The sequence below is a fragment of the Oceanobacillus luteolus genome, from assembly GCF_023715655.1.
Lineage (GTDB): Bacteria > Bacillota > Bacilli > Bacillales > Amphibacillaceae > Oceanobacillus > Oceanobacillus luteolus.
Genome location: NZ_JAMBON010000001.1, coordinates 1 through 25430 on the forward strand (window position 1 = coordinate 1; position 25430 = coordinate 25430).

Sequence of the window (25430 nt, forward strand, 5' to 3'; positions counted from 1 at the left end):
GAATTTAAAAAATAGAAGAACCCAAACATTTTAGAGCAATATAGGGTTGATAACGCTAACAAAACACTGGACGAAAACAGTATAAAATAAGGGACTTAAAAAACTCCCACAAGTACTTGACTCAATCTTTCCAGTTTTTTATATAGACAGTTGGGAAATAAACGAATATAATTGAAGTTATTTAAAAGATTAATTTAAAAGATTTGCTACAGTACACAAAATTTAGAATTAGATTGTTGATAAAGGTGATTAAATGGCAAAAGATGAAATTATTACAATTGAACAGTTGATGTCGAGGGCAAGTGAATATTTATCCGAAGACGACCTTACCTTTATTAAACATGCATATGACTTTGCGGAAGAGTCTCATGAAGGTCAATTCAGGAAGTCAGGGGAGCCATATATAATCCATCCGGTTCAAGTAGCTTGGATTTTGGTTGATCTGCAGATGGATGCCGAAACGATTGCCGGAGGATTTCTGCATGACGTGGTCGAGGATACGGATACATCCATTGAGGAAATCAAGGAAAAGTTCAATATTGAAGTTGCTCTCCTTGTAGATGGTGTTACGAAACTTGGTAAAATTAAATATGAATCAAAAGAGGAACTTCAAGCGGAGAATCATCGGAAAATGTTTGTCGCAATGGCGAAAGATATCCGAGTCATTTTAATCAAGCTTGCCGATCGTCTGCACAATATGCGTACGTTAAAACACCTGCCACCACATAAACAACGTCAAAAAGCAAACGAGACAATTGAAATTTTTGCACCTCTAGCTCACAGGCTCGGTATCTCAACAATCAAGTGGGAATTGGAAGATACTGCACTACGTTATTTGAATCCCCAACAATATTATCGCATTGTACAGTTAATGAAACAGAAACGGGAGCAACGTGAAACATATATAGAAGAAGTCATTAAACAATTGACAGCCCAGCTGACCGAAGTAAATATTGAAGCGGAGATGTCGGGACGACCAAAGCATCTATACAGTATTTACCAAAAAATGATCAAACAAAATAAACAATTTAATGAAATATACGATTTATTAGCAGTGCGGATCATCGTAAATAGTATTAAAGATTGTTATGCAGTTTTAGGTATTATTCATACGAATTGGAAACCGATGCCAGGAAGATTTAAAGATTATATCGCTATGCCTAAACAGAATCTGTACCAATCCTTGCATACAACCGTGATTGGACCGAAAGGGGACCCGTTGGAAGTTCAAATTCGGACCAAGGAAATGCATGAAATTGCAGAGTATGGAATTGCAGCGCATTGGGCCTATAAAGAGGGGAAACAAGTTAAAAGCGGATCAAGAAAGTCATTCGAAGAAAAACTTTCCCTTTTTAAAGAAATATTGGATTGGCAAAATGAAACTCATGATGCTGAGGAATTTATCGAGTCGTTGAAAATAGATTTGTTCTCTGATATGGTCTATGTTTTTACCCCGAAAGGTGATGTCATTGAACTGCCATCCGGCTCTGTTCCCATCGATTTTGCATATAAAATTCATACAGAGATTGGTAATAAAACAATCGGTGCAAAAATTAATGGGAAAATGGAACCGCTCGATTATAAATTGAAAAACGGAGATATCATTGAAGTAATGACTTCAAAGCATTCTTATGGACCATCCCAAGATTGGTTAAAGATTGCAAAGACATCTCAAGCTAAAAGCAGGATTAAACAATTTTTTAAAAAACAGCGACGAGAAGAGAACATTAGTAAAGGAAAAGAAGCTGTTGAAAGAGAAATCCGGGCCATGAACATACAGCCTAAAGAGGTATTGACTCAAGAGAATTTGAAGCGTGTATGTGATAAATTCACTTTTACCAATGAGGAAGACCTCTATGCTGCGGTTGGTTATCAAGGGATTACAGCTGCCCTTGTTGCAACAAGGTTGACGGATAAGATAAGAAAAGAGAGAGAAGAGGAAGAGAATCTTAATAAGATTCTTTCTGAAGAAAATACCGAAAAAGCGAAAAAGAAAACAAATAAAAAGGATTCCGGTGTTCGGGTAGAGGGTGTGGACAATTTACTTGTTCGTCTTGCCAAATGTTGCAGTCCAGTACCTGGTGATGAAATTAATGGGTATATCACAAAAGGGCGCGGAGTCTCTGTCCACCGAGCAGATTGTCCTAATTTGGATACAGATGAAGCGAAGGAAAGATATATTGAAGTGGAATGGGAAGACGATTTTACAGATTCCAAACATTATTACGTCGATCTGCAAATCTCAGGATATGACCGACAAGGTTTATTGAATGAAGTCTTGCAAGCCGTAAATGAAATGAAAACCAACATAACTCATGTAAATGGAAAAACGGATAAAAATAAAATGGCTGTTGTTCAGCTGACCATTCTTATTAGAAATACGAATCATCTTAGAAAAATTGTAGGCAGGCTAAAGAAGATTCCGGATATATTCTCTGTATCGCGAACAATCCAGTAGTACAGTAAGGAGAATTTATTGTCATGAAAGCAGTTATACAACGTGCAAAAGATGCTTCCGTTTCAGTTGACGGACAAATAATCGGCGCAATTGATCATGGTCTTGTCGTTTTATTAGGGGTCACCCATGAAGATACTGTGGAAGATGCAAAATATCTAGTGAACAAGATTATGCATTTACGTATTTTTGAAGATGAAAACGAAAAAATGAATCTTTCATTGAAGGACGTAGGAGGCAGTATTCTTTCCATTTCTCAATTCACTTTGTATGCTGATACGAGGAAAGGGAGAAGACCTAGCTTTATCCATGCAGCAAAACCTGAGGAAGCTAATCAACTATATGAAGCTTTCAATGCTGAATTGAGGAAAGAAAATATTCAAGTTGAAACAGGCGAATTTGGTGCCATGATGGATGTAAGCCTAACTAACGTCGGACCAGTAACAATTATTATTGATAGTAAAGATAAGTAAAAAGTATTTGAAAGTGTAAAAACCACAGGTAATATAATCCTGTGGTTTTTGTTTTACGGGTTTAGTGCAAAATATTTCTGTAGGCCATTGATAATACCCGTTACAATTTTCTTTTGATATCCTGTAGTTAGTAAAAGGGATTCGCTTTCTTCGTTGGAAAGAAAACCTAGTTCTAATAAAATGCCTGGCTTAAATGTTTGGCGAGTTACATGAAAGTCATCAAAAGTAACGCCACGATCTTTTTCATCAATTTCTTTTATTATTTCCTGATGAACAAATCCTGCTAACACTTCATATTGATCATGGTAATAGAATGTTTCTATACCAGTGACAGAGGGAACTTCTGGAAAGCTATTATAGTGAATACTTATAAACGCATCTGTTGCGAGAGCGTTTGCTAAAGTAGTTCTGCTTTCTAGGGGGATAAATTCATCTTCTTGACGAGTTAAAATCACTTCCGCTCCAAGAGCTGTCAATTCTTTCGCTAATTCGTGAGCGGTCAAGTATGTAATTTCTTTTTCATATGAACCGTTAACACCAATTGCTCCAACATCTCTACCACCATGCCCAGGATCAATGACGATTGTTTTATTCTGCATTTTATCATCATTTGTGTTAGTTGTTGCTTCAATATTATCACGTAAAACAAAACCTTTTATTTTGCCATCCGATATCTCCAGCCAGTTCTCGGTCTCAGACAGTACATCATATGTTTGGCCTTTTTCTGCAAAGGCAACGATGTCGAAGTCTATGGACGCACCTTCACGTAGGTGCATATCGTCATCCTGGATTGTAATTGTTGTTATAGTAGGTTTCTCTATTGGCTGTTCTGCTTCTTTATTGCTGGCACCATTCCCTTGAGAGGTAATAAATTCTTTGGTGATCCAGCCTTCCATGTCGTTAAATTTAATTTTAATCCACTCTTCATTTTCTTCTAAGATTTTATGCTTTTCTCCCTGATTAACTTGTCCAATTGGTTCGTATTCGGTTCCTGGACCGCTGCGGACATTGAGGTTATTTACATCTATAATTGCTTCGTTGGCTAGCACGGGTGATGTCACCAATAGTAGAAGCAAAATGCTAAGAATACTAACTTTTTTAAAAGACAATCCTGTTCCTCCAATCACTTGATTTCATTAATATACTATTGCCATTCTAAATTATAATAAAATATTACTATAATGGCAAAGCTATAGTCGGAGGGATGAAGATGAGAATAGGATATAAAGATATCTCGAGGATGTATTCAAGTTTATCAATGGAAGATAGAAACGGACTTTTAGCATTGGAGAATGACGATTTGTATTCGAAGGATATTACCGACCAAAGCAGAACAGCTATTGAAATAAAGATGAGTCAAAAAGAGAGGAATCGTTCTTGACAATTTTAGTGGAACAGCTTATGATAATAATCATTCAAATATGATACGAATATGAATACCGATGAAGGAAAAAGTAATTAGGAACTAGATAGAGAAGAGAGAGAGTGCCAGTGGCTGAGAGCATTTTCATATCATAGACTAATGAAAGACATTCCCGAGGATACATGTCGAACTAACAGTAGGCATGTACGTCTTGCAGGCGTTAACTGTGGAAAGTGGATGTTTAACATCAACTAGGGTGGCAACGCGGGTAAAATCTCGTCCCTTATTTTATAAGGGATGGGATTTTTTTATTTATCTAGAGTTTAATTATACATAGAGTAAAGGAGAGATTGTTTTGGCTATGAATGCACCACGTGGGACAGTAGATATCCTACCCAAAGATGTAAAGGCTTGGCAGTATGTCGAAGATCAAATAAAAGAGATTTGTAACAGATATCATTATAGTGAGATCCGAACACCTGTATTTGAACATACTGAGGTTTATCAGCGAGGAGTCGGGGATACAACGGATATCGTTCAAAAAGAGATGTACACCTTCGAAGACAGAGGTGGAAGGAGTCTAACGTTAAGACCTGAAGGAACAGCTGGGGTTGCCAGGGCGTATGTACAAAATAAACTTTATGGTGAAGCAAGTCAACCGGTAAAATTGTATTATTTCGCCGAGATGTTTCGTTACGAGCGACCTCAAAAAGGAAGAATGCGTCAGTTAAATCAGTTTGGAGTCGAAGTACTGGGAAGTGCCGACCCAGCGGTAGATGCTGAAGTAATCGATCTAGCGATGACAGTTTATCGCTCTTTAGGATTAACTTCCTTAAAACTCATCATTAATTCACTTGGTGATAAAGAAAGCAGAGCGGATCACAGGCAAGCTTTGATAGATCACTTTACACCACATAAGGAAGAATTGTGTGCTGATTGTCAGGTGAGATTAGAGCAAAATCCGCTTCGGGTGCTAGATTGTAAAAAAGATAGGGAACACCCTGCGATGTCATCATCTCCATCTATCCTTGATTATTTGAATGATGAATCAAAAATATATTTTGAGGATGTAAAAGCTTATTTGGATTCTATGGGGATCGAGTATGTAGTGGATCCAACATTAGTTCGAGGATTAGATTATTATAACCACACAGCATTTGAAATCATGAGTGACGCGGAAGGTTTCGGTGCTATTACTACACTTGCTGGTGGTGGCAGATATAATGGCATGGTTGAGGAGTTTGGTGGACCTAGTACCCCGGCAATCGGATTCGGAATGGGATTAGAGCGTTTATTAATGGCGCTTGATGCTGAAGGAATTGAGATACCGGATGATGATGAACTGGATTGCTATGTTGTCGCTGTCGGTAAAGAGCCGGAACAAGCAGCAGTTCGTCTTGTACATGAGCTTCGTACAAATGGCATTCAAGTTGATAAGGATTACCAACAACGAAAAATGAAAGCTCAATTAAAAGCAGCTGATCGTTATCGGGCAAAGTATGTTCTTATACTAGGTGAAGATGAGCTTAGTCAAGGTACAGTCACTGTAAAAGAAATGGCTACAGGAGAGCAGAAGGTTCTGCCCAAAGAAGAACTTTTGGAAACTTTACATGGGAAATTGACAGGAGGTAAATGATATGGTGACTGCTAGAGTTTATTCTGGGACAATTAATGAAGAACATATCAATCAAGAAATTGTTCTAAAAGGATGGGTACAAAAACGTCGTGATTTAGGTGGACTTATTTTTATCGATTTACGCGACCGTAGTGGGATTGTTCAAGTTGTATTCAACCCAGATGCTTCCAGTGAAGCGATTAAAATTGCAGATACAATACGTTCTGAATATGTTGTGGAAGTTAGAGGGAAGGTGGTGGCTCGTGATGAGTCCACGGTAAATCCTTTAATGAAGACGGGCAAAGTCGAAGTCATCGCTTCTGAAATTAAAGTGTTAAATAAATCCAAAAATCCACCATTCATGATTCAGGATGAAACAGATGTAGCAGAAGATTTACGATTAAAATATCGTTACTTGGATTTAAGACGTCCTACTTTACAACAAACCATTAAATTACGTCATCAGACGACACAAGCGATTCGAGAGTTTTTAAATGAGCAAGACTTTATAGAAATGGAAACTCCGATCTTGACCAAGAGTACACCGGAGGGGGCCCGTGATTATTTAGTGCCTAGCCGGGTGCATTCTGGAGAGTTTTATGCACTGCCACAATCACCACAATTGTTTAAACAGTTGATTATGGTGAGTGGTTTTGAAAAATATTATCAAATCGCCCGCTGTTTCCGTGATGAGGACTTACGTGCTGATCGCCAGCCGGAATTTACACAGGTCGACATTGAAACATCATTTCTGACAAGCGATGAAATTATGGATATGACGGAACAAATGATGAAACATGTCATGAAGGAAGTAAAAGGTATCGATATTGAACTACCACTACCGAGAATGTCATATGATGAAGCAATGAATCGATATGGTTCTGATAAACCTGACACGAGATTCGGGATGGAATTGATCGACGCTTCACCTGTTTTCAAGGACTCTGATTTTAAAGTATTTAAAGGTGCAATTGAGGCCGGTGGAAGTGTCAGATTGCTCAACGTCAAGGGAGAAGCTGCTAATTATTCCCGTAAAGATATTGATAAACTTACAGAGTATGTGAATGTGTATGGTGCCAAAGGACTTGCATGGTTGAAATCAGAAGGATCGGATTTGAAAGGACCAATCGCAAAATTCCTATCCGATGATGAAAAGCAGCAGCTCGTTGAGTTGGCAGACGTTACAGATGGTGATCTCATCCTATTTGTAGCTGATAAAAATCGAGTGGTATTCGACAGCTTGGGAGCATTACGATTGAAGCTTGGTAAAGAATTGAACTTAATTGACCAATCCATTTTCAATTTCCTATGGGTGACAGATTGGCCATTGTTGGAATACGATGAGGAACTAAACCGATACTTTGCAGCACATCATCCGTTTACATCACCTGTAGAAGAAGATGTAGAGAAATTATTAACAGAACCTGAAAATGTCCGCGCTAATGCGTATGATCTTGTTTTAAATGGTTACGAACTAGGCGGAGGTTCCATCCGGATATATCAGAAAGAACTGCAAGACAAAATGTTTAAGGTACTAGGCTTCTCTGAAGAAGAGGCTCATGACCAATTTGGCTTCCTGTTGGAAGCACTGGAATATGGGGCACCTCCTCATGGAGGAATTGCACTAGGACTTGACCGGATCATTATGTTGTTGGCTGGGCGCTCCAACCTTCGTGATACAATCCTATTTCCGAAGACTGCATCTGCCTCGGATTTACTTACACAAGCACCGAGTCAAGTATCAAACGAGCAGCTGGAAGAGTTATCTTTACTCTTGAATAGAAAAGAAGAAAAAGTGAATATAAACGAATAAAATAATTGGGATAAAGACTTGGTCTTTATCCCAATTTTCAATATGAAGAATTAGCCATTTGAAATAAAGTTTATTTATTATAATTGGGGGTAAACCTCTACTAAATTAGAAATATATTTCCTTTGTTTATTTTATGGGGAATGAATTGATAAATAAAAATAACTATGTTAATATAAATTTACAAATAAATAAATAATTCAGTAATCCTGATGTGTACGTTCATACAAAGTGTATTGACCGAACAACAGATGAAAGGGAGCCTGGAGTTTCCATGCTTCATCCCGTCAACCGGACGAATATATGCAGTATGGAACAGGGCACCCACCTGCTAATAGCGGGATCAAAACTTTACATGGACGGCACGATCGGGATTTGTAATAAAAAAATCACGCAGAGGGTTCTGCGTGTTTTTTTATTGATCAACTAATTAGAGGGATTCGCTAGTTGCTCCAAGTTTCCATTTTTATCCATCCTAAAACTAGGGGAAGTAAATGAACGCTCATCATTCAATACTGTCATGCGACGAGCGCGATCCATAATTTGAATGAATGTCTGGTAATCTTCCTGCATGGTCTCCAATTGTTTTTCTGTCTGTTTTAATTGTTTTTCCAGACGGGCATTTTCCTCTTTTAGTTGTTGGTTTTCTTTTAAGGTAATCTCCATGTTTGCTTTTGATTGATTAGAAGCGTAATAATCTTGTTTTAAGTTTTTCAAGAATGTTAGAACCATATCAAAAGTTAGCTCACTAGAGTATTCTACCTGGTTACCTGTATTGGTGACAGGCGTGGTTGGTTTATCGAGAGACTTGACATTTTGCCTCGCTTGTTTTCTTTTTAATTCTTTTCGTTGTCTTTTTGCAAGATCAATCGCATTAATATATTTATTACGGACTTCAGCGTTCCAGCGAAAGCCACAAGCGGCAGATGTCCGGTTGAGCTTGTCCCCAACTTCCTCAAAGGCATTAAGCTGTGTACTGCCTTCTCGAATATGACGCAGTACGGTTTCTGCCAATAGTAAATCATCTTCATGGGACCAAGCATCCTGTCTGACTTTAGCCATCTTACCCAACTCCTTTTTCTCGTGGTATAGTAGATTATAAATATATCCATCTGATAATTTTTTCTCATGGAACACGTTCTGCTTCGGTTGGTATTCGATTTGTAATCGCTCTTTCATCCAGACGGCATTTCAGACTAGAAACTTCGCTTTGGAGTTTAGCGGTTACTATGATTACGGATTCCAACATGCTGACTGAACGTTTTTTTCATTATGAGAAAAACTAGATTATCATGTTGATAGTTATTATTACCTCAAGAAAAAGGAATTATACGTTAATCATTTAACTCTCGTAGAATTTTTTCGTAAACTTGCTTCATTGCCGATTCGAATTTACCCGTATCTTTTGGTTGATAATACTTTTTGTTTTTAATTCGATCTGGCAAATATTGTTGAGAGACCCAGCCGCCATCATAATTATGTGGGTATTTATATTCCACCCCTCTACCTAGTTCTTTTGCCCCTTTGTAATGGCTATCTTTTAAATGCAGTGGAATATCACCACTTTTTCCGGATCGTACATCACTAAGTGCAGAATCTAAAGCTTTATAAGCGCTATTGGATTTCGGGGACAAAGCTAGTTCAACAATAGCAACTGCCAGGGGAATTCTAGCTTCTGGAAAACCTAGTCTTTCAGCAGATTGCACAGCTGCAAGAGTCCTTGGACCGGCCTGCGGATTTGCCAATCCGATATCCTCATATGCGATTACTAACATTCTTCTCGCGATACTATCAAGATCACCTGCTTCAATTAATCTAGCTAAATAATGAAGCGAAGCATTAACATCACTGCCTCGAATGGATTTCTGAAAAGCGGAGAGGACATCATAATGGGCATCTCCATCTTTATCATGTGAAAAGCTTTTCTTTTGCATACATTCTTCTGCAGCTTCAAGATTGATCTGGATGATATCTTCATCGTTAGCCGGGGTTGACATGGCTGCAAGCTCAAGACCGTTTAAAGCTGCACGCAAGTCCCCGTTTGAACTGGTTGAGAAATGTTCGAGTGCATCCTCACTCAACTCAATATTCATCTTTCCTAAGCCACGGGTATCATCTTCGATAGCTCTTAGTAATGCTTCTTTAACATGTTTGGGTTCTAGAGAATGCAGTTCAAAGAGGTGACACCTACTGCGGATTGCAGGATTTATAGAGTGATATGGGTTACTAGTTGTACAACCGATAAGAGTAATCAAGTTCGTTTCCAAGTGAGGAAGAAGAAAGTCTTGTTTCGCCTTATCCAAACGATGGACCTCATCAAGAATAAGGACGATTTGTCCACTTAATTTGGCTTCCTCGACAACGATCTCCATATCTTTCTTTTTATGTGTTACCGCATTAAGCAATCTCACTTGCAAACCAGCTGTTTTGGCAATTGCAACCGCCGTTGACGTTTTACCAGTGCCGGGAGGGCCGAATAGTATCATAGAGGCGAGCATATTTGCTTTGACCATCCGGTGAATCAATTTACCTTCACCGACAAGGTGTTCCTGCCCGATAATTTCCGAAATGTGAGTAGGTCTCATACGTAAAGCTAATGGTTGTCGTTTCATTTAAACCGCCCTTTGTCATTATCTAGTTTCATTGCCAGTGACATAACGAATGGATTATAATCCATATGTTATAAAACGGCTGTCAGGTATTTCTATTAGTTATATAATTAAAGCTTAAGCTTGAAATCGCAGAAATGCAAGAGAGATATAATTCATGTTATAATAGCGAATAGTATATAATGAACGATTGGAATTAAACGCTGATTATTGGACAGTAATTTAATTTTCTCGTATAGTGATGACTTATATTGTAAAGAGGTGCAAAGTATGAAAATTACAACTAAAGGAAGATACGGATTAACTATAATGATTGAACTTGCAAAGGAATATGGGGAAGGACCGAAGTCATTGAAGTCCATTGCCCAAGAGAATAATCTATCTGAACATTATTTAGAACAGCTAGCTGCACCTCTTAGGAACGCCGGTCTTATTAAGAGTGTGAGGGGTGCTTACGGAGGCTATAAACTTGCCAAGGAACCAACAGAAATCTCTGCTGGTGACATCATCCGTGTATTGGAAGGACCAATCACACTAGTGGAGGGTATTGAAGAAGAAAAACCTGCCCAACAAGCATTATGGATAAAAATCCGTGATGCCATTCGTGGGGTACTGGATAATACGAGCCTAGAGGACTTAATTCAGGCTGATGATAATGAAACAGAAGAAGCATACATGTTCTATATTTAATGAATAAGGAAAGGAATTCTCCTATGAAAGAGATTTATTTAGACCACGCAGCTACAACGCCAATAGCTGCAGAAGTAGCAAACGAAATGATTACAGTTTACCAAGAAGTCTTTGGTAACCCATCCAGTGTCCATTCTTATGGAAGAAAAGCACGAAAGATGTTAGATGAAGCAAGGAGGCTTGCTGCATCCAGCATCAACGCAAACGAAAAAGAGATTTACTTTACGAGCGGGGGTACAGAAGCGGATAATATCGCTTTAATCGGTACTGCGTTGGCTAACCGTGACAAAGGGAATCATATTATTACAACGGCCCAAGAACATCACGCTGTACTTCATACTGCTGAATATTTGGAATCCATTGGATTTGACGTAACTTATTTATCAGTCAGTGAAACAGGGCGTATTTCATTAGATGAGCTAGAGAAAGCTCTGCGTGAGGATACTATCCTCGTTTCAATCATGTACGTAAATAATGAAACGGGTGTTATTCAACCAATAGAAGAAATAGGAAGTATTTTAAAAGAACATCAAGCCTATTTCCACACAGATGCCGTACAAGCATATGGTTTGTTGGAAATCGATGTAAATGCGCTTCAAGTCGATTTATTGACTACTTCAGCTCATAAGATCAATGGGCCAAAAGGTGTCGGTTTTCTATATGCCCATGAATCCGTTCCAGTTCAAAATTTATCTTTTGGAGGAGAACAGGAGAGAAAACGAAGAGCTGGTACAGAGAATGTTGCTGCGATTGTCGGATTTAGTAAAGCAATAGAGCTTGTCAAGCTAGAGCGTGAAGAAAGAAACAAACAGTACCAACTATATAAAGAATTATTTGTTCAGCAATTAAGAGAAGAAGATATTGAGTTTACATTAAATGGCGAACAAGAGAACACGATCAGTGCGATCGTCAATATAAGCTTTCCAGGGACAAATGTAGAACAGGTGTTAACGAATCTGGACCTTTCTGGAATTGCAGCATCTAGTGGAAGTGCTTGTACAGCCGGTAGCGTTGAACCTTCACACGTTTTGAGTGCGATGTTTGGAGAAAATAATCCATGTACAACAAATTCCATCCGGTTTAGTTTCGGTAGTGCAAATACGAAAGAGAATGTAATCGAAGCAGCGAAACGGATCGCTAAGATTATACGAAGATTAACAAATTAAGGATTGTGATAGAAATGAACGATAATAAAAATATTAGAGTGGTTGTCGGGATGAGTGGTGGTGTCGATTCATCGGTTGCCGCCTTACTTCTAAAAGAACAAGGTTATGATGTTGTCGGTATTTTTATGAAAAACTGGGATGACACTGACGAATTTGGAGTGTGTACGGCGACCGAAGACTTTGATGACGTTGTCCGTGTATGTAATCAATTAGATATCCCTTACTACTCCGTTAACTTTGAAAAAGAATATTGGGATAAAGTATTTACTTATTTTCTAGATGAATATAAAGCAGGCCGTACTCCAAATCCTGACGTTATGTGTAATAAGGAAATTAAATTTAAAGCGTTTCTTGATCATGCAATTTCTTTAGGTGCAGATTATTTGGCCACTGGACATTATGCTCAAGTCAGAAGGGAAGACGGAAGAGTAGAACTTATCCGCGGCGTTGATGAAAATAAGGACCAAACGTATTTCCTTAACCAGCTCTCAAAAGACGTGTTGGATAAAGTCATGTTTCCGTTAGGTCACCTTAATAAACCAGAAGTACGTGAGATTGCTTTGAAGAATAATCTGGCAACTGCTACAAAAAAAGATTCTACAGGGATTTGCTTTATTGGTGAAAGGAATTTCAAAGAATTCCTTAGTGAATATCTTCCAGCACAACCAGGTGAAATGCAGACACTTGCTGGTGAAGTGAAGGGAAGACACGATGGACTCATGTACTATACTATCGGGCAAAGGCAAGGTCTTGGAATCGGTGGAGCTGGGGACCCATGGTTTGTTGTTGGGAAAAATCTAAAAGAAAATGTTCTTTATGTAGAGCAAAGTTATGCGAATGATAAATTATATTCAGATGCATTGACTGCAACGGATGTAAATTGGATCAACCCAGAAGTGGTAAAAGAAAAGTTTACATGCACAGCGAAGTTCAGATATCGTCAAAAAGATAGCAAAGTGACAGTCACTGTATTGGAAGATAATAAAGTCCGTGTAGATTTTGACAATCCGGAGCGTGCGATTACACCAGGACAAGCTGTTGTATTTTATGATGGTGAAGTATGTCTTGGTGGAGCGACTATTGATAAAGTGATCAAGGAAGAACAGCACCTTGAGTATGTAGGTTGAGTTAGGGGTTAATACATGGAAAAAAATAGAGAAGCCATTCGCATGATGCATGAAAAAAAATACGAAGAAGCAGCAAAATTATTTAATGAAATAATAGAAGAAAATCCGTCCGATCCATTAGGGTATATAAACTTTGGGAACCTATTAGTAGAGCTGCAAGAAAACGAACGTGCAGAGCGCTTTTTTCTAAAAGCAATCGATTTAGATGAAAATGCCGCTACTGCATATTATGGCCTTGGTAATCTGTACTTTGAACAAAATCAATTTGAACATGCTGCAAAATATCTTCAGCAGGCTTTGGATAAAGGTCTTGAGGATGCTCATGTTTATTACTTGTTGGGACTATCGTTGCAGAATAAAGAAGAGTTTCGTTTAGCATTGCCATATTTATTACGGGCTACAGAATTACAACCAGGGGAAACAAATTATCTTTTTCAATACGGTTTGTCTCTTGCCCAATGTCAGTTAATTGATGAAGCGAAGAGTGTTTTTACGAAAGTAATCGATTTTGATAAAGAGCATAGTGACGCTTACTATAATTTAGGAGTAATTGCTGTTTTTGAAGAAGATGCAAAACAAGCGTTAGCTTATTTTGATGCGGCCCTTCAAAACCAAGCTGACCATTATTTGGCTGCTAACGGCAAGAAACAGGTGGAAGAATTTTTAGTAAATCTTTAATGTCCCGCACCTCAACTATAATGAATAGCGGTGCGAGATGTTATGGCGAAGAAGCCAGCATGTAAAATTTTAGCTATAACGAAACGAGAGGTTTTACAAATGGAAGAAAAAAAGCAAAATGAAAAGGGATATATACGAGGAGTCGTTCTTTATACAATTTTTCAAAATCAGTCGGAGAACTTCTCAATCATTAAAGTGAAGATTGAAGATACAAATGAAGAATATGATGAAAAAGAAATTGTTGTTAAAGGTTATTTTTCTGAACTTACGGAAGAAAATTCGTACTATTTCTATGGAACCTTTGAACAACATGCACGATTTGGGATGCAGTATCGTGTCGACTCCTACCAAACTTATATTCCTGATACAAAGGAAGGCCTGATTTCATACCTTTCCAGTGATCTTTTTTATTCCATTGGTGTAAAGACTGCAACAAAGATAGTAGATAAACTTGGCTTAAATGCTATTTCTCATATTTTAGAAGACCCGGAATGCCTGGATGGGATTCCGGGTCTTACTAAAAAGACGCGTGACCAATTACATAAAAGTTTAGAAGAACATCAAGGGTTTGAAAGAATCGCAATCACTCTTTCAAATTATCAGATCGGCTTAAAAATGGCTCAACGAATCTATCAAGAGTATAAAGAAGATGCTATTATCAAACTTGCCGATGATCCTTACCAACTTGTTTTCGATATTGAAGGTTTTGGCTTTCAAACTGCGGATCGAATTGCAAGAATGAACGGGCTCGCAGTCGACCACCCTACTCGTATTGGTGCTGGTTGTGTATTTGTCTTGCAAAGAAGCATGCAAGATGGACATGTGTACTTACCATATGACTATTGTATAAGAGAAGTCATCCAATTATTAGGGTTCCAAATAGAAGAACAAGTAGTGATGGAGCAATTGGATACTTTAAATATAGAGAAGAAAATTATTATACATGATGGGAACGTATACTTGCCTTCCTTGTATTATGCTGAGGATGGTTTTGCGACGAACCTGAATAGGATTATGCAAAACGAGCTTGAAGATAGAACGACTCTCGCAGAACTGATGAAAATTACAGGTGAAATCGAGGAAGAAGAAGTGCTTAGCTATGGTAAAGAACAATTTCATGCGATTGAAAAATCACTAAGCTCAAGGATTATGATCCTAACCGGTGGGCCCGGTACAGGTAAAACCACTGTAATTAAAGGGATTGTAAAAGCGTATGCAGCTATCCATGATGTATCCCTTGATATCGATGATTATGAGAAGAAAGCTGAGTTTCCTTTTGTTTTGACTGCTCCGACTGGGAGGGCGGCCAAACGTTTAAGTGAATCAACTGGGTTGCCGGCATATACGATTCACCGTTTGCTTGGTTGGAATGGAACAGATGGTTTCGATAAAGATGAACATGAACAATTATCTGGCCGTTTTTTAATTGTTGATGAGTTTTCTATGGTCGACATTTGGCTGGCCAATCATCTATTTAAGGCTATTCCTGATGATATGCAAATATTAATGGTAGGTGATGAAGACCAACTGCCTTCGGTAGGTCCCGGTCAAGTTCTATCTGACCTGCTGGCAAGTGATAAAATACCTGTTGTAAGATTACAAGAGGTTTATCGTCAACAAGAAGGTTCAAAAATAATTGAACTCGCCCATGAAATAAAAAACAATGCTCTAACTTCACAATCATTGAAAAAAGCAAAGGATTTCAGTTTTCTCTCCGTAAATAATAACCAAATTGTAGAAGCAATCACAAAAATCTTTAAACTTGCGATGGATAAAGGTATTGATACGAATGATATTCAAGTTCTTGCACCGATTTATAAGACAGAAGCAGGAATCAATCGGATTAATGAAGAATTACAGCAAATGCTCAATCCAAAAACAGACAAAAAAAGGGAAATCCAAGTTTCTGATGTTTCTTACCGTGTAGGCGACCGTGTCATTCAACTAGTTAATCAACCTGAAGATGGTGTGTTTAACGGAGATATTGGAGAGGTTGTAGCGATTTTCTTCGCTAAAGAGAACAAAGAAAAGAAGGATCAAATAGTTATTGCATTCGATGAGAGGGAAGTGGTGTATGAAAGGCAAGACTTCCTGAACTTTATGCATGCTTATTGTATCTCCATTCATAAATCACAAGGCAGTGAATTTTCGATTGTCGTATTGCCTGTTATTTCTTCCTATCATCGTATGCTCAGGAAAAATTTATTGTACACAGCAATTACAAGAAGCAAGGAATCTCTCATTATATGTGGAGATAGTTCAGCTTTTATGCGTGGAGTTACCACCATCGATACGAATCAGCGTTATACTTCGTTAATTGAACAGCTTGAAAAAAGAATTGAAATAGAACCTCAAGTAGATTCATCTGAAGAATCAGAAGCACTCAATCCCTATGATTTTATGTAAAATAGGTATAGACCTCTCGAAATACGGTTAGGATAGTGTTATATACTGACCGTGGAGATGATGTAGAATGCACTGTCCTAACTGTCGAGGGAAGAACCTTGGTAAGATAGGCGTTCAATTATACTATTGTTGGACGTGTTATATTGAACTTTCTATTGAAAAAGGGAAGCTTAATATGAATCAAATAGAACCTGATGGCAGCTTAAGTCCATTAAATGACTTATTTTCCGAAGAAGAAAGAACGATATTAGAAGATAGATTGCTATCCTGAATATCGTGATTAAAATAAGTCTCTTGGAGTGTTGCCATTGCTTCACCGGATAGATGGAAAAAAACTAATATATATTTTATTGATTGGTATTTTACTTTTAGTATTTTCTTTTTTGATCTTAATAACTTATCCTTACTTTAAGGAGCTTTTCTCCTTTATATGGCGGCTTCTACTGCCTTTTTTTATTGCTGCTTTTATTGCCTATCTACTTTTTCCGATCATTGCTTTTTTAGATCGGCAGCAAATTCATAAAGGGCTTGCTGTCTTGATTATTTATGTTCTATTTTTTGGAGGTATCGGATTTTTATTTTATCGTGTCTATCCCTTGGTAATTCATCAAATGAAAGATTTGATCGACAATTTCCCGCAATTTATAGAATTGTATGAGGCTTCAATTAACAATCTGTATGATTATACCGCATTTCTCCCTGAGACGGTACACGATAAAATTGATGAACTGCTCCTCAGTTTGGAAAATTCATTGGATATGTTGTTGACGAGGCTCGTTGATGGATTTCTGCATATTTTCGATATGATTATTATCATAACTGTAATCCCTGTCCTCGTATTTTATTATATTAAGGATTATCAGTTGATGAAGAATTTCATCAAAAGGTTTATACCGAAAAGACTCCATGCTAGAGTAAAACGAATGGTCTATGCAATTGATGAAGGACTTGGAGGTTATATCAGGGGACAGTTTATCGTAAGTATATTTGTTGCACTGGTCACCTTAATCATATTTAAATGGATTGATGTGCCCTATGCTCTTTTGCTTTCCATTTTACTTGGCTTAACCAATATTATTCCATACTTTGGTCCAATAATTGGTGCCATTCCAGCTGTCATAATTGCGTATGCCTCATCACCAAGCCTTGCAATTTATGTAGTCATCACCATTTTTGCTGTTCAGGTCATTGAAGGCAATCTCTTATCCCCATATATCATGGGGAAGAACATAAAAATCCATCCAATTGCGATTATCTTTGTTCTACTTCTAGGTGGAGAATTGTTTGGTATACTTGGTATGATTCTTGCTGTTCCAGTTCTTGCGATTCTCAAGGTGATCTTTAAGCATTTACCATATTTAATTAGTACCGATTGACAAGAGAAAAATTATTATCTATACTATCGCTAAACACATATTTTAAAATGATGAAAGTGCCGAGTACATGGAGTTCGTGTGACAGAGAGGGATGAAGTGCTGAGAACATCCTCACATGGAAACATGGAATGCTACACTAGAGTACGGCTAATCCCCGTCGGTTTCAAACCGTTAACATGCATAAGTGATGAATAGTAGTCATTCTATTCATAATTAGGGTGGTACCGCGAATAATCTCGTCCCTGCATAGAGCAGAGAGGGGATTTTTTTATTGGTTTGATTAGATGATTACTGAATGTAAATATATAGGAGGATCAAATGATGAAAAAATTAAATTCTGCTGAAGTTAGACAAATGTTTTTAGACTTTTTTAAGGAAAAGGACCATCAAATTGAACCAAGTGCTTCTCTTGTACCAAATGACGATCCGAGTTTATTATGGATCAATAGTGGTGTCGCTACATTAAAGAAATATTTTGATGGGAGAGTCATTCCAGAGAATCCACGAATTGTAAATGCTCAAAAGTCCATCCGAACAAATGATATTGAGAATGTCGGTTACACTGCAAGGCACCATACATTTTTCGAAATGCTAGGTAACTTTTCGATTGGTGATTACTTCAAGGAGGAGGCAATTCATTGGGCATGGGAATTTCTTACAAGTGAGAAATGGCTCGGCTTTGACCCGGAATTATTGTCAATCACCGTGCACCCAGAAGATGATGAGGCTTACGATATCTGGTTGAATCAAATTAAAGTACCTGCAGAAAGAATCATCCGGTTGGAAGAGAACTTTTGGGATATAGGCGAAGGGCCAAGTGGACCAAACTCTGAAATATTTTACGATCGAGGACCTGAATATGGGAATGATCCAAATGATCCTGAACTATACCCAGGTGGAGAAAATGCACGTTATTTAGAAATATGGAACTTGGTCTTCTCCCAGTTCAACCATAATGCTGATGATACGTATACGCCACTCCCTAAGAAAAACATTGATACAGGTATGGGATTGGAACGAGTGATGTCCGTCATTCAAAATGTGCCAACCAACTTTGAAACAGACTTATTCCTGCCTATCATTGAAAAAACAGAAAGCATCGCTAAAGTTAAATATGGGAAAGACGAAAAACAGACTATCGCATTTAAAGTGATTGCAGACCATATTCGGACAGTCAGCTTTGCAATTGGAGATGGTGCACTACCTTCGAACGAAGGACGCGGTTATGTTCTTAGAAGATTAATTAGAAGAGCTATTCGATTTTCCAAGGAAATAGGATTAGATAAACCATTTTTATATGAGTTAGTAGATATTGTTGGAGATATAATGAAGGAATACTATCCACAAGTGTCGAATCAAAAAGATTATATAGCCAAAGTTATTCGTTTAGAGGAAGAGCGATTCCATGAAACGTTAAATGATGGATTGGATATTCTTACAACTATTATCGAGAGGGAAAAGTCAGCAGGCAACAAAGTTTTTCCTGGAGAAGCAGTATTTAAATTATATGATACGTACGGTTTTCCAAAAGAGCTTACTGCTGAATACGTAGAAGAACACGGCTTTACGATTGATGAAGAAGGCTTTGAGAAAGAGATGGAGAAGCAGAGGGAACGTGCAAGAAGTGCTAGACAGAAAGTTGATTCAATGCAGGTCCAAAACACAGCATTGAGCGAACTTGATGTAGAAGGTGAGTTTATTGGTTACGATACGTTGGAAACGAACGCTACAATAACGGCAATTGTAAAAGATGATTCTGAAGCAGAGATTGCAAAAGAAAATGATGAGGTTCTGCTCTTTTTATCAGAAACGCCATTTTATGCAGAGAGTGGTGGACAGATTGCCGATAAGGGATGGATTTACACAGAAAGTGCATCAGCTTACGTTGAAGATGTACAAAAATCCCCTCAAGGTCTTCATATCCATCGAGTGACGGTTAAAAGTGGTGAGTTGCAAAAAGCTGAGCAAGTGCGTGCTATTGTAGAGAATGATTTTCGTAATGCAATTATAAAAAATCACACTGCAACCCATTTATTGCATCAAGCGTTAAAAGATGTCCTTGGTAAACATGTGAATCAAGCAGGTTCATTAGTTACTCCAGATCGTCTTCGTTTCGATTTCACCCACTTCGCTGCGGTTACCAAAGAAGAGTTTGAACAAATCGAAAAGATTGTAAACGAAAAAATCTGGCAGTCCATCAATCTTGTTATTGATTATAAAAAAATCGATGAAGCAAAAGAGATGGGAGCAATGGCTTTATTTGGTGAAAAATACGGTGATATTGTTCGCGTAGTGCAGATCGGTGATTACAGTATCGAACTTTGTGGTGGCTGTCATGTTAGGAATACTTCTGAAATCGGACTGTTCAAACTTGTTTCAGAAGGTGGAATTGGAGCTGGAACGAGAAGGATTGAAGCTGTAACAAGTAAAAATGCTTATGAATTTTTAAACGAGAAGATGAATGTGCTCAGACAAGTTACCGACCTTGTAAAAGCCAATGATGATGCTCAATTACCTGAAAAAGTACAGCATTTACAGCACGAAATTAAGGTTCTGCAAAAAGAAAACGAATCACTTAGTTCGAAACTAGCAAATGTTGAAGCCTCTGCCATATTAGAGCAGGTAGAAGATATTGGTGGCATTCCAGTACTGGCACAGCATGTGAATGTGAAGGATATGAATCAGCTTAGGAATATGGTGGATGATTTGAAACAGAAACTTGGTTCTGTTGTTATACTTCTTGCAACAGAAAATAATGAGAAAGTCCAATTGGCTGCAGGAATATCCAAGGATCTTGTCGAAAAAGGATTGCATGCAGGAAAATTAATTAAGGAAGCTGCTGCCGTTTGCGGTGGCGGAGGTGGTGGACGCCCAGATATGGCTCAAGCTGGAGGAAGTGATCCATCGAAAATTCTTGAAGCACTTAACACTGCTAAAGATCATGTGAATGGTGTAATAAACCAGTAAGTAATTTGTAACAATGCATTGAAAAGGTTATAATGATTTTATGATAGAGTTGAGTGCTTCCTTAAAAATTGGAATGAGGTGTCACAATGAGTTCAATTGACAAGACGATGAAGTTTAATTTTTCAGAGGAGCCGTATGATCACGATATAAAAACCATTCTTTTTACCGTACATGAAGCTTTACAGGAAAAAGGTTACAATCCAATTAATCAGATTGTAGGTTATTTATTGTCAGGTGACCCTGCGTATATCCCAAGACATAAAGATGCACGAAATTTAATACGTAAGGTTGAACGTGATGAGGTTATTGAGGAATTAGTAAAATACTATTTAAAAGGAAATCAGAATAACTAAATGAAAATATTAGGGCTTGATGTAGGAACAAAAACAATAGGTGTAGCTGTCAGCGATGCATTAGGATGGACAGCCCAAGGAATTACAACAATATATTGGCAAGAAGATGATATTCAGTCTGCAGATGCTGAACTGAAAAAAATCATAGAAGAACACGAAGTAGGAAAAGCTATTATTGGCTTGCCAAAGAATATGAATGGGACCATCGGCGAACGTGGAGAGGCTTCAATGAGATTTGCCGAGCATTTTGAAGAGACATTTCAAATACCTGTAGTATTATGGGATGAAAGATTATCCACCATTGCTGCAGAAAGAGTACTGCTTGAAGCGGATTTAAGCAGGAAAAAAAGGAAAAAAGTAATTGATAAGATGGCTGCTGTAATGATCTTACAGGGTTATCTGAATCAAAAATAATAGGGGTGACCTCATGGCATTAGAAGAAAAAGAAAGAATCATTATTCCCGATGATAATGGGGATGAACATTTATTTGAAGTATTATTTACGTTCGAAGTAGACGAGACGAATGCTTCCTATATTGCAGTTATACCTGTCGAACAGGCAGAGGATGAAGAAGTGGAAGTTTATGCATTCCGCTATGAAGAAAAGGATAACGATGATGAGGACCTCTCTTTATTCCCAATAGAATCTGATGAGGAATGGGAAATGGTAGAGGAAATGTTAGAAACATTAGCAGACGAAGCCGATGAAGAAAAGTAAATGACAGTTGTGGCTATAAGACCTCCCATTTGATGTATCGAATGAAATCGGGATAGTAAAAGGGAAATCTAACGTTGAATCGTGTTTCCACAAGGTAATATTCCAAGAGATACAGATTCACTTTATGAAAAGCTGATGTCTTATGTAGACATCAGCTTTTCCCTGTAACTATCAGCATCTTTATTATTAGTATTGCTGGTTCCGGTCCAGTCACACGTCGCTCAAGTGCGTATTTGCTCTATTGCAATACGCGTTATTATACTTTATTATTTTCCGAGATATAGTATAATATATCGAATAAGAGGGAGAGAAGTGCATGAGCAAAGGAAAATTCAAAAAGCTATTTAAAGAAAACCGGAATGCTCGGGGAGAAGAAGCACACACGGTTCGTAAAATAGTCTTTATCATCCTCATCGTATTTATATTATTATTTGCAATTGGTGGAGTAGCCGGATATTCATACGTCAAATCCGCTTTGGAACCAGTTGATGAGAATAGTGAGGAAAAAATTGATGTTGAGATTCCTATAGGTTCTTCTACCTCAACGATTGCAGGGATATTGGAAGAAAATGGAATTATTAAAAACGATCTTATATTTCGTTTCTACATAAAATTTAAAAATGAATCTGATTTTCAGGCAGGAAATTATACATTCAGTCCCTCTATGACAATCGATGAGATTATCGAGTCTTTAAAAAGCGGGAAGTTAGTATTGGAGTCAACTCAACGAGTAACGATACCGGAAGGGTTAACCGTAGAGCAAATTGCTGAAATCTATAGTAACCATTTTTCATTTACTAGTGAAGAATTCCTCGAAAAGGTAAATGATGAGGAGTACATTAAGCAGCTGATTGATGAGTATCCACTTCTGTTGACAGAAGAAATTTTGCATGAAGATGTAAAAACTCCATTGGAGGGTTACCTTTACGCTATTACTTACGACTTTTATGAGGAAAATCCGTCCATTGAATCTATTGTTGAGATGATGCTTGAACAGACTCAAAGTGTGATGGCACCATATTTTGAACAAATAGATGAAGCTGGGATGACGATTCACGAGGCAATCACATTCGCTTCCATTATAGAGAAGGAAACAGGTAAACTTGATCAGCGTAATGAAATATCTGGTGTATTTCATAATCGTCTAGATGTAGATATGCCTTTACAAACCGACCCGACGGTAATCTATGCAAAAGGTGAACATACAGAACGTGTATTATATGAGGATTTGGAGATTGAATCACCATACAATACATACAAAGTCAAGGGACTTCCGGTCGGGCCGATAAGTAATTTCGCTGAGAGTTCTTTAGAAGCTGTATTAAATCCTGTCGAGAGTGATTATTTGTATTTTCTACATGACCGACAAGGTAACATTCATTTTGCAGAAACACTAGAGGAGCATAATCAGAATAAAGCCGAGCATTTGGGTGACGACGAGTAGAAATGTGGATGATTGATTCACATTTCTACTTTTACGGCATTAGAATCTTATGTAGAAGAGGTAGAATATGATAAATGATAGTATCCATACCTATTTGCAAGAGTTGGTTTCACCTAAACCTGATTGGGTAATGACACTTGAAGAGCATGCCGATAAAAACAATGTACCGATTATGGAAAGTGTCGCAATCGATTTTATGTTGAATCAAATAAAGATCCATCAACCGAAACAAATTCTTGAAGTAGGCACAGCAATAGGCTACTCCGCACTTCGTATGTTGGAAGCAAGCCCCAATTCTGAAATAATTACAATTGAAAAGGACGAACAGCGTTATAAAGAGGCTATTGAAACAATCAGTAAACAGAATAAAGACAATAAAATTATTGTCCATCTTGGTGATGCTTTAGACGTTATGCAGAAACTTCAGGAAGCAGAGAAAAAATTTGACTTTATCTTCATTGACGCTGCAAAAGGGAAGTATCGTGATTTCTTTGATATAGCTCACCAGCTATTAAATAAGGGTGGATGGATAGTTACAGATAATGTATTATTTAGAGGTTATGTAGCAAATCCGGAGGCTGCACCGAAAAGATATAAAAATATGGTAAAGAAGATTAGTGAATATAATCAATTACTCTCCACACATCCAGATTACATTACATCAATTCTACCAATTGGAGACGGTGTAATGCTTAGCTATAAAATTGATTGAAAGGCAGGCGCTAGCCAGTGACAAGCAAACCAATGGTCATCGGAGTTGCCGGGGGAAGCGGAAGTGGAAAAACTTCGGTTACGAAAGCAATCTTTGATCGTTTTTCAGATAAAAGTGTTTTAGTTATTGAACAGGATTATTATTATAAAGACCAAGGACATCTATCGTTTGAGGAAAGACTCAACACGAATTATGATCATCCATTAGCATTTGATAATGGGTTATTGATTCAACATGTTAAAGACTTGATACAACATAAAGCAATAGAGAAGCCAGTCTATGATTATAAACTGCATACTCGATCAGACAAAGTAATCCATATTGAACCAAAAGATGTCATTATAGTTGAAGGAATACTCATATTAGAAGATAGTGAATTACGTGATTTAATGGATATTAAAGTGTTTGTCGATACGGATGCGGATCTCCGAATTATTCGTCGTCTACTACGTGATATAAAAGAAAGAGGACGCAGCCTGGATTCAGTAGTCGATCAATACTTGAATGAAGTTAGACCATCACATTTGCAGTTTATTGAACCAACTAAACGCTATGCGGACATCATCATACCTGAGGGTGGTCAAAATCATGTAGCCATTGATATTATGGCGTCTAAGATTGAGACAATCTTAGCACAGAAAAAAGTTAACTAATTGTAAAAATATATTGATATATTATTGAATTTCTGCCATAGTGGTGGTTAGTATATTCTCATATTTACATTCAAAGCGCATACATTTAATGCAAGCGAGTGTATTACTTATACTGTCGGAATTATAAAAAGGAGTGTTTATACATGTCTACAGAGAAAAGTTATTATATGACTATTGAGGGGAAAGAAAAACTAGAGAAGGAGTTACATTATCTTAAAACAGACCGTCGACAAGAGGTTGTTGAGAGAATTAAAATTGCTCGGGATTTCGGAGACCTATCGGAAAACTCGGAGTACGATTCTGCTAAAGAAGAGCAGGCATTCGTTGAACAACGTATTACACAACTTGAAAAAATGATACGTAATGCTGTAATTATTGAAAATACGGATTCAAATCCTAATGTTGTTTCACTTGGTAAATCGGTCACATTCCAAGAGCTACCAGACGGGGAAGAAGAAACATATACTATCGTTGGTAGTGCAGAAGCAGATCCTTTCGAAGGTAAAATTTCTAATGACTCTCCAATTGCCCAAAGTTTACTGGGACAAGAAGTTGGAGCGGAAGTAACGGTGACTACTCCAGGTGGCGATATCCAAGTTAGAATTACTAAAGTGGAATAGACTTTCAATTAATGATGATACAAAAAGTAGCAGGAGCAATACCTGCTACTTTTTTATCTTCTATTATTATAGGAGGATTTGTAAATTTTCTTACCTAAATAATTTTATTTCACTTGTACATGTCGATGAAACTCTAGTATAGGTAATATGTTTATTGAAACTTTTACAACTTGTATCGATACTATATATATTTCG

Annotated in this window: 23 protein-coding genes, 1 other RNA gene and 2 other annotated features; of the genes, 21 read left to right on the top strand and 3 right to left on the bottom strand. The window is 37.6% G+C overall.

What is annotated here, in order from left to right; genetic code table 11:
• Nucleotides 1–253 precede the first annotated feature (253 nt).
• The gene (locus M3210_RS00005) at nt 254–2458 is read left to right on the top strand and encodes a RelA/SpoT family protein (protein ID WP_251509939.1); all 2205 of its coding nucleotides are present in this window, start codon (nt 254–256) and stop codon (nt 2456–2458) included.
• Nucleotides 2459–2481: 23 nt separating this feature from the next.
• Nucleotides 2482–2928 (top strand): D-aminoacyl-tRNA deacylase, encoded by a 447-nt coding sequence (dtd, locus tag M3210_RS00010; protein ID WP_251509942.1) that lies wholly within the window; start codon nt 2482–2484, stop codon nt 2926–2928.
• Between the two features lie 53 nt (nt 2929–2981).
• On the opposite strand, the gene M3210_RS00015 is transcribed toward dtd, so the two are convergent.
• Complete coding sequence (locus M3210_RS00015; RefSeq protein ID WP_251509945.1) at nt 2982–4037, bottom strand: N-acetylmuramoyl-L-alanine amidase family protein; 1056 nt, start codon at nt 4035–4037, stop codon at nt 2982–2984.
• Nucleotides 4038–4138: 101 nt separating this feature from the next.
• Between M3210_RS00015 and M3210_RS00020 the strand changes: the two genes are divergently transcribed.
• The 4 genes from M3210_RS00020 to ssrS all read left to right on the top strand — a co-directional run bounded on the left by M3210_RS00020 (nt 4139) and on the right by ssrS (nt 8095).
• Nucleotides 4139–4309, top strand: coding sequence for a hypothetical protein (locus tag M3210_RS00020; RefSeq protein ID WP_251509947.1), 171 nt, complete (start codon nt 4139–4141; stop codon nt 4307–4309).
• A gap of 52 nt (nt 4310–4361) precedes the next feature.
• Nucleotides 4362–4578: a binding site (T-box leader), on the top strand.
• A 68-nt stretch (nt 4579–4646) separates the two neighbouring features.
• On the top strand, nt 4647–5927 hold the full coding sequence (gene hisS / locus M3210_RS00025; protein ID WP_251509949.1) for a histidine--tRNA ligase: 1281 nt from the start codon (nt 4647–4649) through the stop codon (nt 5925–5927).
• Between the two features lies 1 nt (nt 5928).
• Nucleotides 5929–7719 (top strand): aspartate--tRNA ligase, encoded by a 1791-nt coding sequence (gene aspS, locus M3210_RS00030; RefSeq protein WP_251509951.1) that lies wholly within the window; start codon nt 5929–5931, stop codon nt 7717–7719.
• 200 nt (nt 7720–7919) lie between these two features.
• Nucleotides 7920–8095: non-coding RNA, 6S RNA (ssrS, locus tag M3210_RS00035), on the top strand.
• Between the two features lie 47 nt (nt 8096–8142).
• Here ssrS and M3210_RS00040 read toward each other — a convergent pair.
• Both M3210_RS00040 and M3210_RS00045 read right to left on the bottom strand, forming a co-directional pair.
• Nucleotides 8143–8778, bottom strand: coding sequence for an RsfA family transcriptional regulator (locus M3210_RS00040; RefSeq protein WP_251509954.1), 636 nt, complete (start codon nt 8776–8778; stop codon nt 8143–8145).
• A gap of 272 nt (nt 8779–9050) precedes the next feature.
• Entirely contained in the window at nt 9051–10328 is a 1278-nt protein-coding gene (locus tag M3210_RS00045; protein WP_251509957.1) for a replication-associated recombination protein A, read from the bottom strand.
• A 267-nt stretch (nt 10329–10595) separates the two neighbouring features.
• Here M3210_RS00045 and cymR point away from each other — a divergent pair, with 267 nt between their 5' ends.
• The 15 genes from cymR to greA all read left to right on the top strand — a co-directional run bounded on the left by cymR (nt 10596) and on the right by greA (nt 25235).
• A complete protein-coding gene (gene cymR / locus M3210_RS00050; protein ID WP_251509960.1) occupies nt 10596–11015 on the top strand; it encodes a cysteine metabolism transcriptional regulator CymR in 420 nt (139 codons plus the stop codon).
• Nucleotides 11016–11038: 23 nt separating this feature from the next.
• Nucleotides 11039–12181, top strand: coding sequence for a cysteine desulfurase family protein (locus M3210_RS00055; RefSeq protein WP_251509962.1), 1143 nt, complete (start codon nt 11039–11041; stop codon nt 12179–12181).
• Nucleotides 12182–12195: 14 nt separating this feature from the next.
• A complete protein-coding gene (gene mnmA, locus M3210_RS00060; RefSeq protein ID WP_251509964.1) occupies nt 12196–13308 on the top strand; it encodes a tRNA 2-thiouridine(34) synthase MnmA in 1113 nt (370 codons plus the stop codon).
• Nucleotides 13309–13323: 15 nt separating this feature from the next.
• Nucleotides 13324–13986, top strand: coding sequence for a tetratricopeptide repeat protein (locus M3210_RS00065; protein WP_251509966.1), 663 nt, complete (start codon nt 13324–13326; stop codon nt 13984–13986).
• A 42-nt stretch (nt 13987–14028) separates the two neighbouring features.
• Nucleotides 14029–16392, top strand: coding sequence for an SF1B family DNA helicase RecD2 (gene recD2 / locus M3210_RS00070; RefSeq protein ID WP_251509967.1), 2364 nt, complete (start codon nt 14029–14031; stop codon nt 16390–16392).
• A 67-nt stretch (nt 16393–16459) separates the two neighbouring features.
• On the top strand, nt 16460–16663 hold the full coding sequence (locus tag M3210_RS00075; protein ID WP_251509968.1) for a YrzR-like zinc ribbon domain: 204 nt from the start codon (nt 16460–16462) through the stop codon (nt 16661–16663).
• Nucleotides 16664–16700: 37 nt separating this feature from the next.
• Nucleotides 16701–17768, top strand: coding sequence for an AI-2E family transporter (locus tag M3210_RS00080; RefSeq protein ID WP_251509969.1), 1068 nt, complete (start codon nt 16701–16703; stop codon nt 17766–17768).
• Nucleotides 17769–17809: 41 nt separating this feature from the next.
• Nucleotides 17810–18015: a binding site (T-box leader), on the top strand.
• 74 nt (nt 18016–18089) lie between these two features.
• Nucleotides 18090–20735 (top strand): alanine--tRNA ligase, encoded by a 2646-nt coding sequence (gene alaS / locus M3210_RS00085; RefSeq protein ID WP_251509970.1) that lies wholly within the window; start codon nt 18090–18092, stop codon nt 20733–20735.
• A gap of 86 nt (nt 20736–20821) precedes the next feature.
• Nucleotides 20822–21088, top strand: coding sequence for an IreB family regulatory phosphoprotein (locus M3210_RS00090; RefSeq protein WP_251509973.1), 267 nt, complete (start codon nt 20822–20824; stop codon nt 21086–21088).
• Nucleotides 21089–21502: a Holliday junction resolvase RuvX gene (gene ruvX, locus M3210_RS00095; protein ID WP_251509977.1), complete on the top strand. Its 414-nt coding sequence runs from the start codon at nt 21089–21091 to the stop codon at nt 21500–21502.
• Nucleotides 21503–21515: 13 nt separating this feature from the next.
• Nucleotides 21516–21806 (top strand): DUF1292 domain-containing protein, encoded by a 291-nt coding sequence (locus tag M3210_RS00100; protein ID WP_251509979.1) that lies wholly within the window; start codon nt 21516–21518, stop codon nt 21804–21806.
• Nucleotides 21807–22122: 316 nt separating this feature from the next.
• Nucleotides 22123–23250, top strand: a complete 1128-nt coding sequence (mltG, locus tag M3210_RS00105) for an endolytic transglycosylase MltG (RefSeq protein WP_251509981.1) — start codon at nt 22123–22125, stop codon at nt 23248–23250.
• 67 nt (nt 23251–23317) lie between these two features.
• Nucleotides 23318–23962, top strand: coding sequence for an O-methyltransferase (locus M3210_RS00110; protein ID WP_251509983.1), 645 nt, complete (start codon nt 23318–23320; stop codon nt 23960–23962).
• Between the two features lie 17 nt (nt 23963–23979).
• The gene (gene udk, locus M3210_RS00115; RefSeq protein ID WP_251509986.1) at nt 23980–24615 is read left to right on the top strand and encodes a uridine kinase; all 636 of its coding nucleotides are present in this window, start codon (nt 23980–23982) and stop codon (nt 24613–24615) included.
• A gap of 143 nt (nt 24616–24758) precedes the next feature.
• On the top strand, nt 24759–25235 hold the full coding sequence (gene greA, locus M3210_RS00120) for a transcription elongation factor GreA (protein ID WP_251509989.1): 477 nt from the start codon (nt 24759–24761) through the stop codon (nt 25233–25235).
• The last annotated feature ends 195 nt before the right edge of the window (nt 25236–25430 follow it).

Coding starts and splice junctions, on each gene's coding strand:
- M3210_RS00075 (WP_251509968.1), top strand. CDS start 16,460: ATGCACTGTCCTAACTGTCGAGGGAAGAACCTTGGTAAGATAGGCGTT.
- mnmA (WP_251509964.1), top strand. CDS start 12,196: ATGAACGATAATAAAAATATTAGAGTGGTTGTCGGGATGAGTGGTGGT.
- M3210_RS00065 (WP_251509966.1), top strand. CDS start 13,324: ATGGAAAAAAATAGAGAAGCCATTCGCATGATGCATGAAAAAAAATAC.
- M3210_RS00005 (WP_251509939.1), top strand. CDS start 254: ATGGCAAAAGATGAAATTATTACAATTGAACAGTTGATGTCGAGGGCA.
- M3210_RS00100 (WP_251509979.1), top strand. CDS start 21,516: ATGGCATTAGAAGAAAAAGAAAGAATCATTATTCCCGATGATAATGGG.
- M3210_RS00090 (WP_251509973.1), top strand. CDS start 20,822: ATGAGTTCAATTGACAAGACGATGAAGTTTAATTTTTCAGAGGAGCCG.
- cymR (WP_251509960.1), top strand. CDS start 10,596: ATGAAAATTACAACTAAAGGAAGATACGGATTAACTATAATGATTGAA.
- M3210_RS00110 (WP_251509983.1), top strand. CDS start 23,318: ATGATAAATGATAGTATCCATACCTATTTGCAAGAGTTGGTTTCACCT.
- ruvX (WP_251509977.1), top strand. CDS start 21,089: ATGAAAATATTAGGGCTTGATGTAGGAACAAAAACAATAGGTGTAGCT.
- recD2 (WP_251509967.1), top strand. CDS start 14,029: ATGGCGAAGAAGCCAGCATGTAAAATTTTAGCTATAACGAAACGAGAG.
- M3210_RS00020 (WP_251509947.1), top strand. CDS start 4,139: ATGAGAATAGGATATAAAGATATCTCGAGGATGTATTCAAGTTTATCA.
- M3210_RS00040 (WP_251509954.1), bottom strand. CDS start 8,778: ATGGCTAAAGTCAGACAGGATGCTTGGTCCCATGAAGATGATTTACTA.
- M3210_RS00055 (WP_251509962.1), top strand. CDS start 11,039: ATGAAAGAGATTTATTTAGACCACGCAGCTACAACGCCAATAGCTGCA.
- mltG (WP_251509981.1), top strand. CDS start 22,123: ATGAGCAAAGGAAAATTCAAAAAGCTATTTAAAGAAAACCGGAATGCT.
- greA (WP_251509989.1), top strand. CDS start 24,759: ATGTCTACAGAGAAAAGTTATTATATGACTATTGAGGGGAAAGAAAAA.
- aspS (WP_251509951.1), top strand. CDS start 5,929: ATGGTGACTGCTAGAGTTTATTCTGGGACAATTAATGAAGAACATATC.
- M3210_RS00045 (WP_251509957.1), bottom strand. CDS start 10,328: ATGAAACGACAACCATTAGCTTTACGTATGAGACCTACTCACATTTCG.
- dtd (WP_251509942.1), top strand. CDS start 2,482: ATGAAAGCAGTTATACAACGTGCAAAAGATGCTTCCGTTTCAGTTGAC.
- alaS (WP_251509970.1), top strand. CDS start 18,090: ATGAAAAAATTAAATTCTGCTGAAGTTAGACAAATGTTTTTAGACTTT.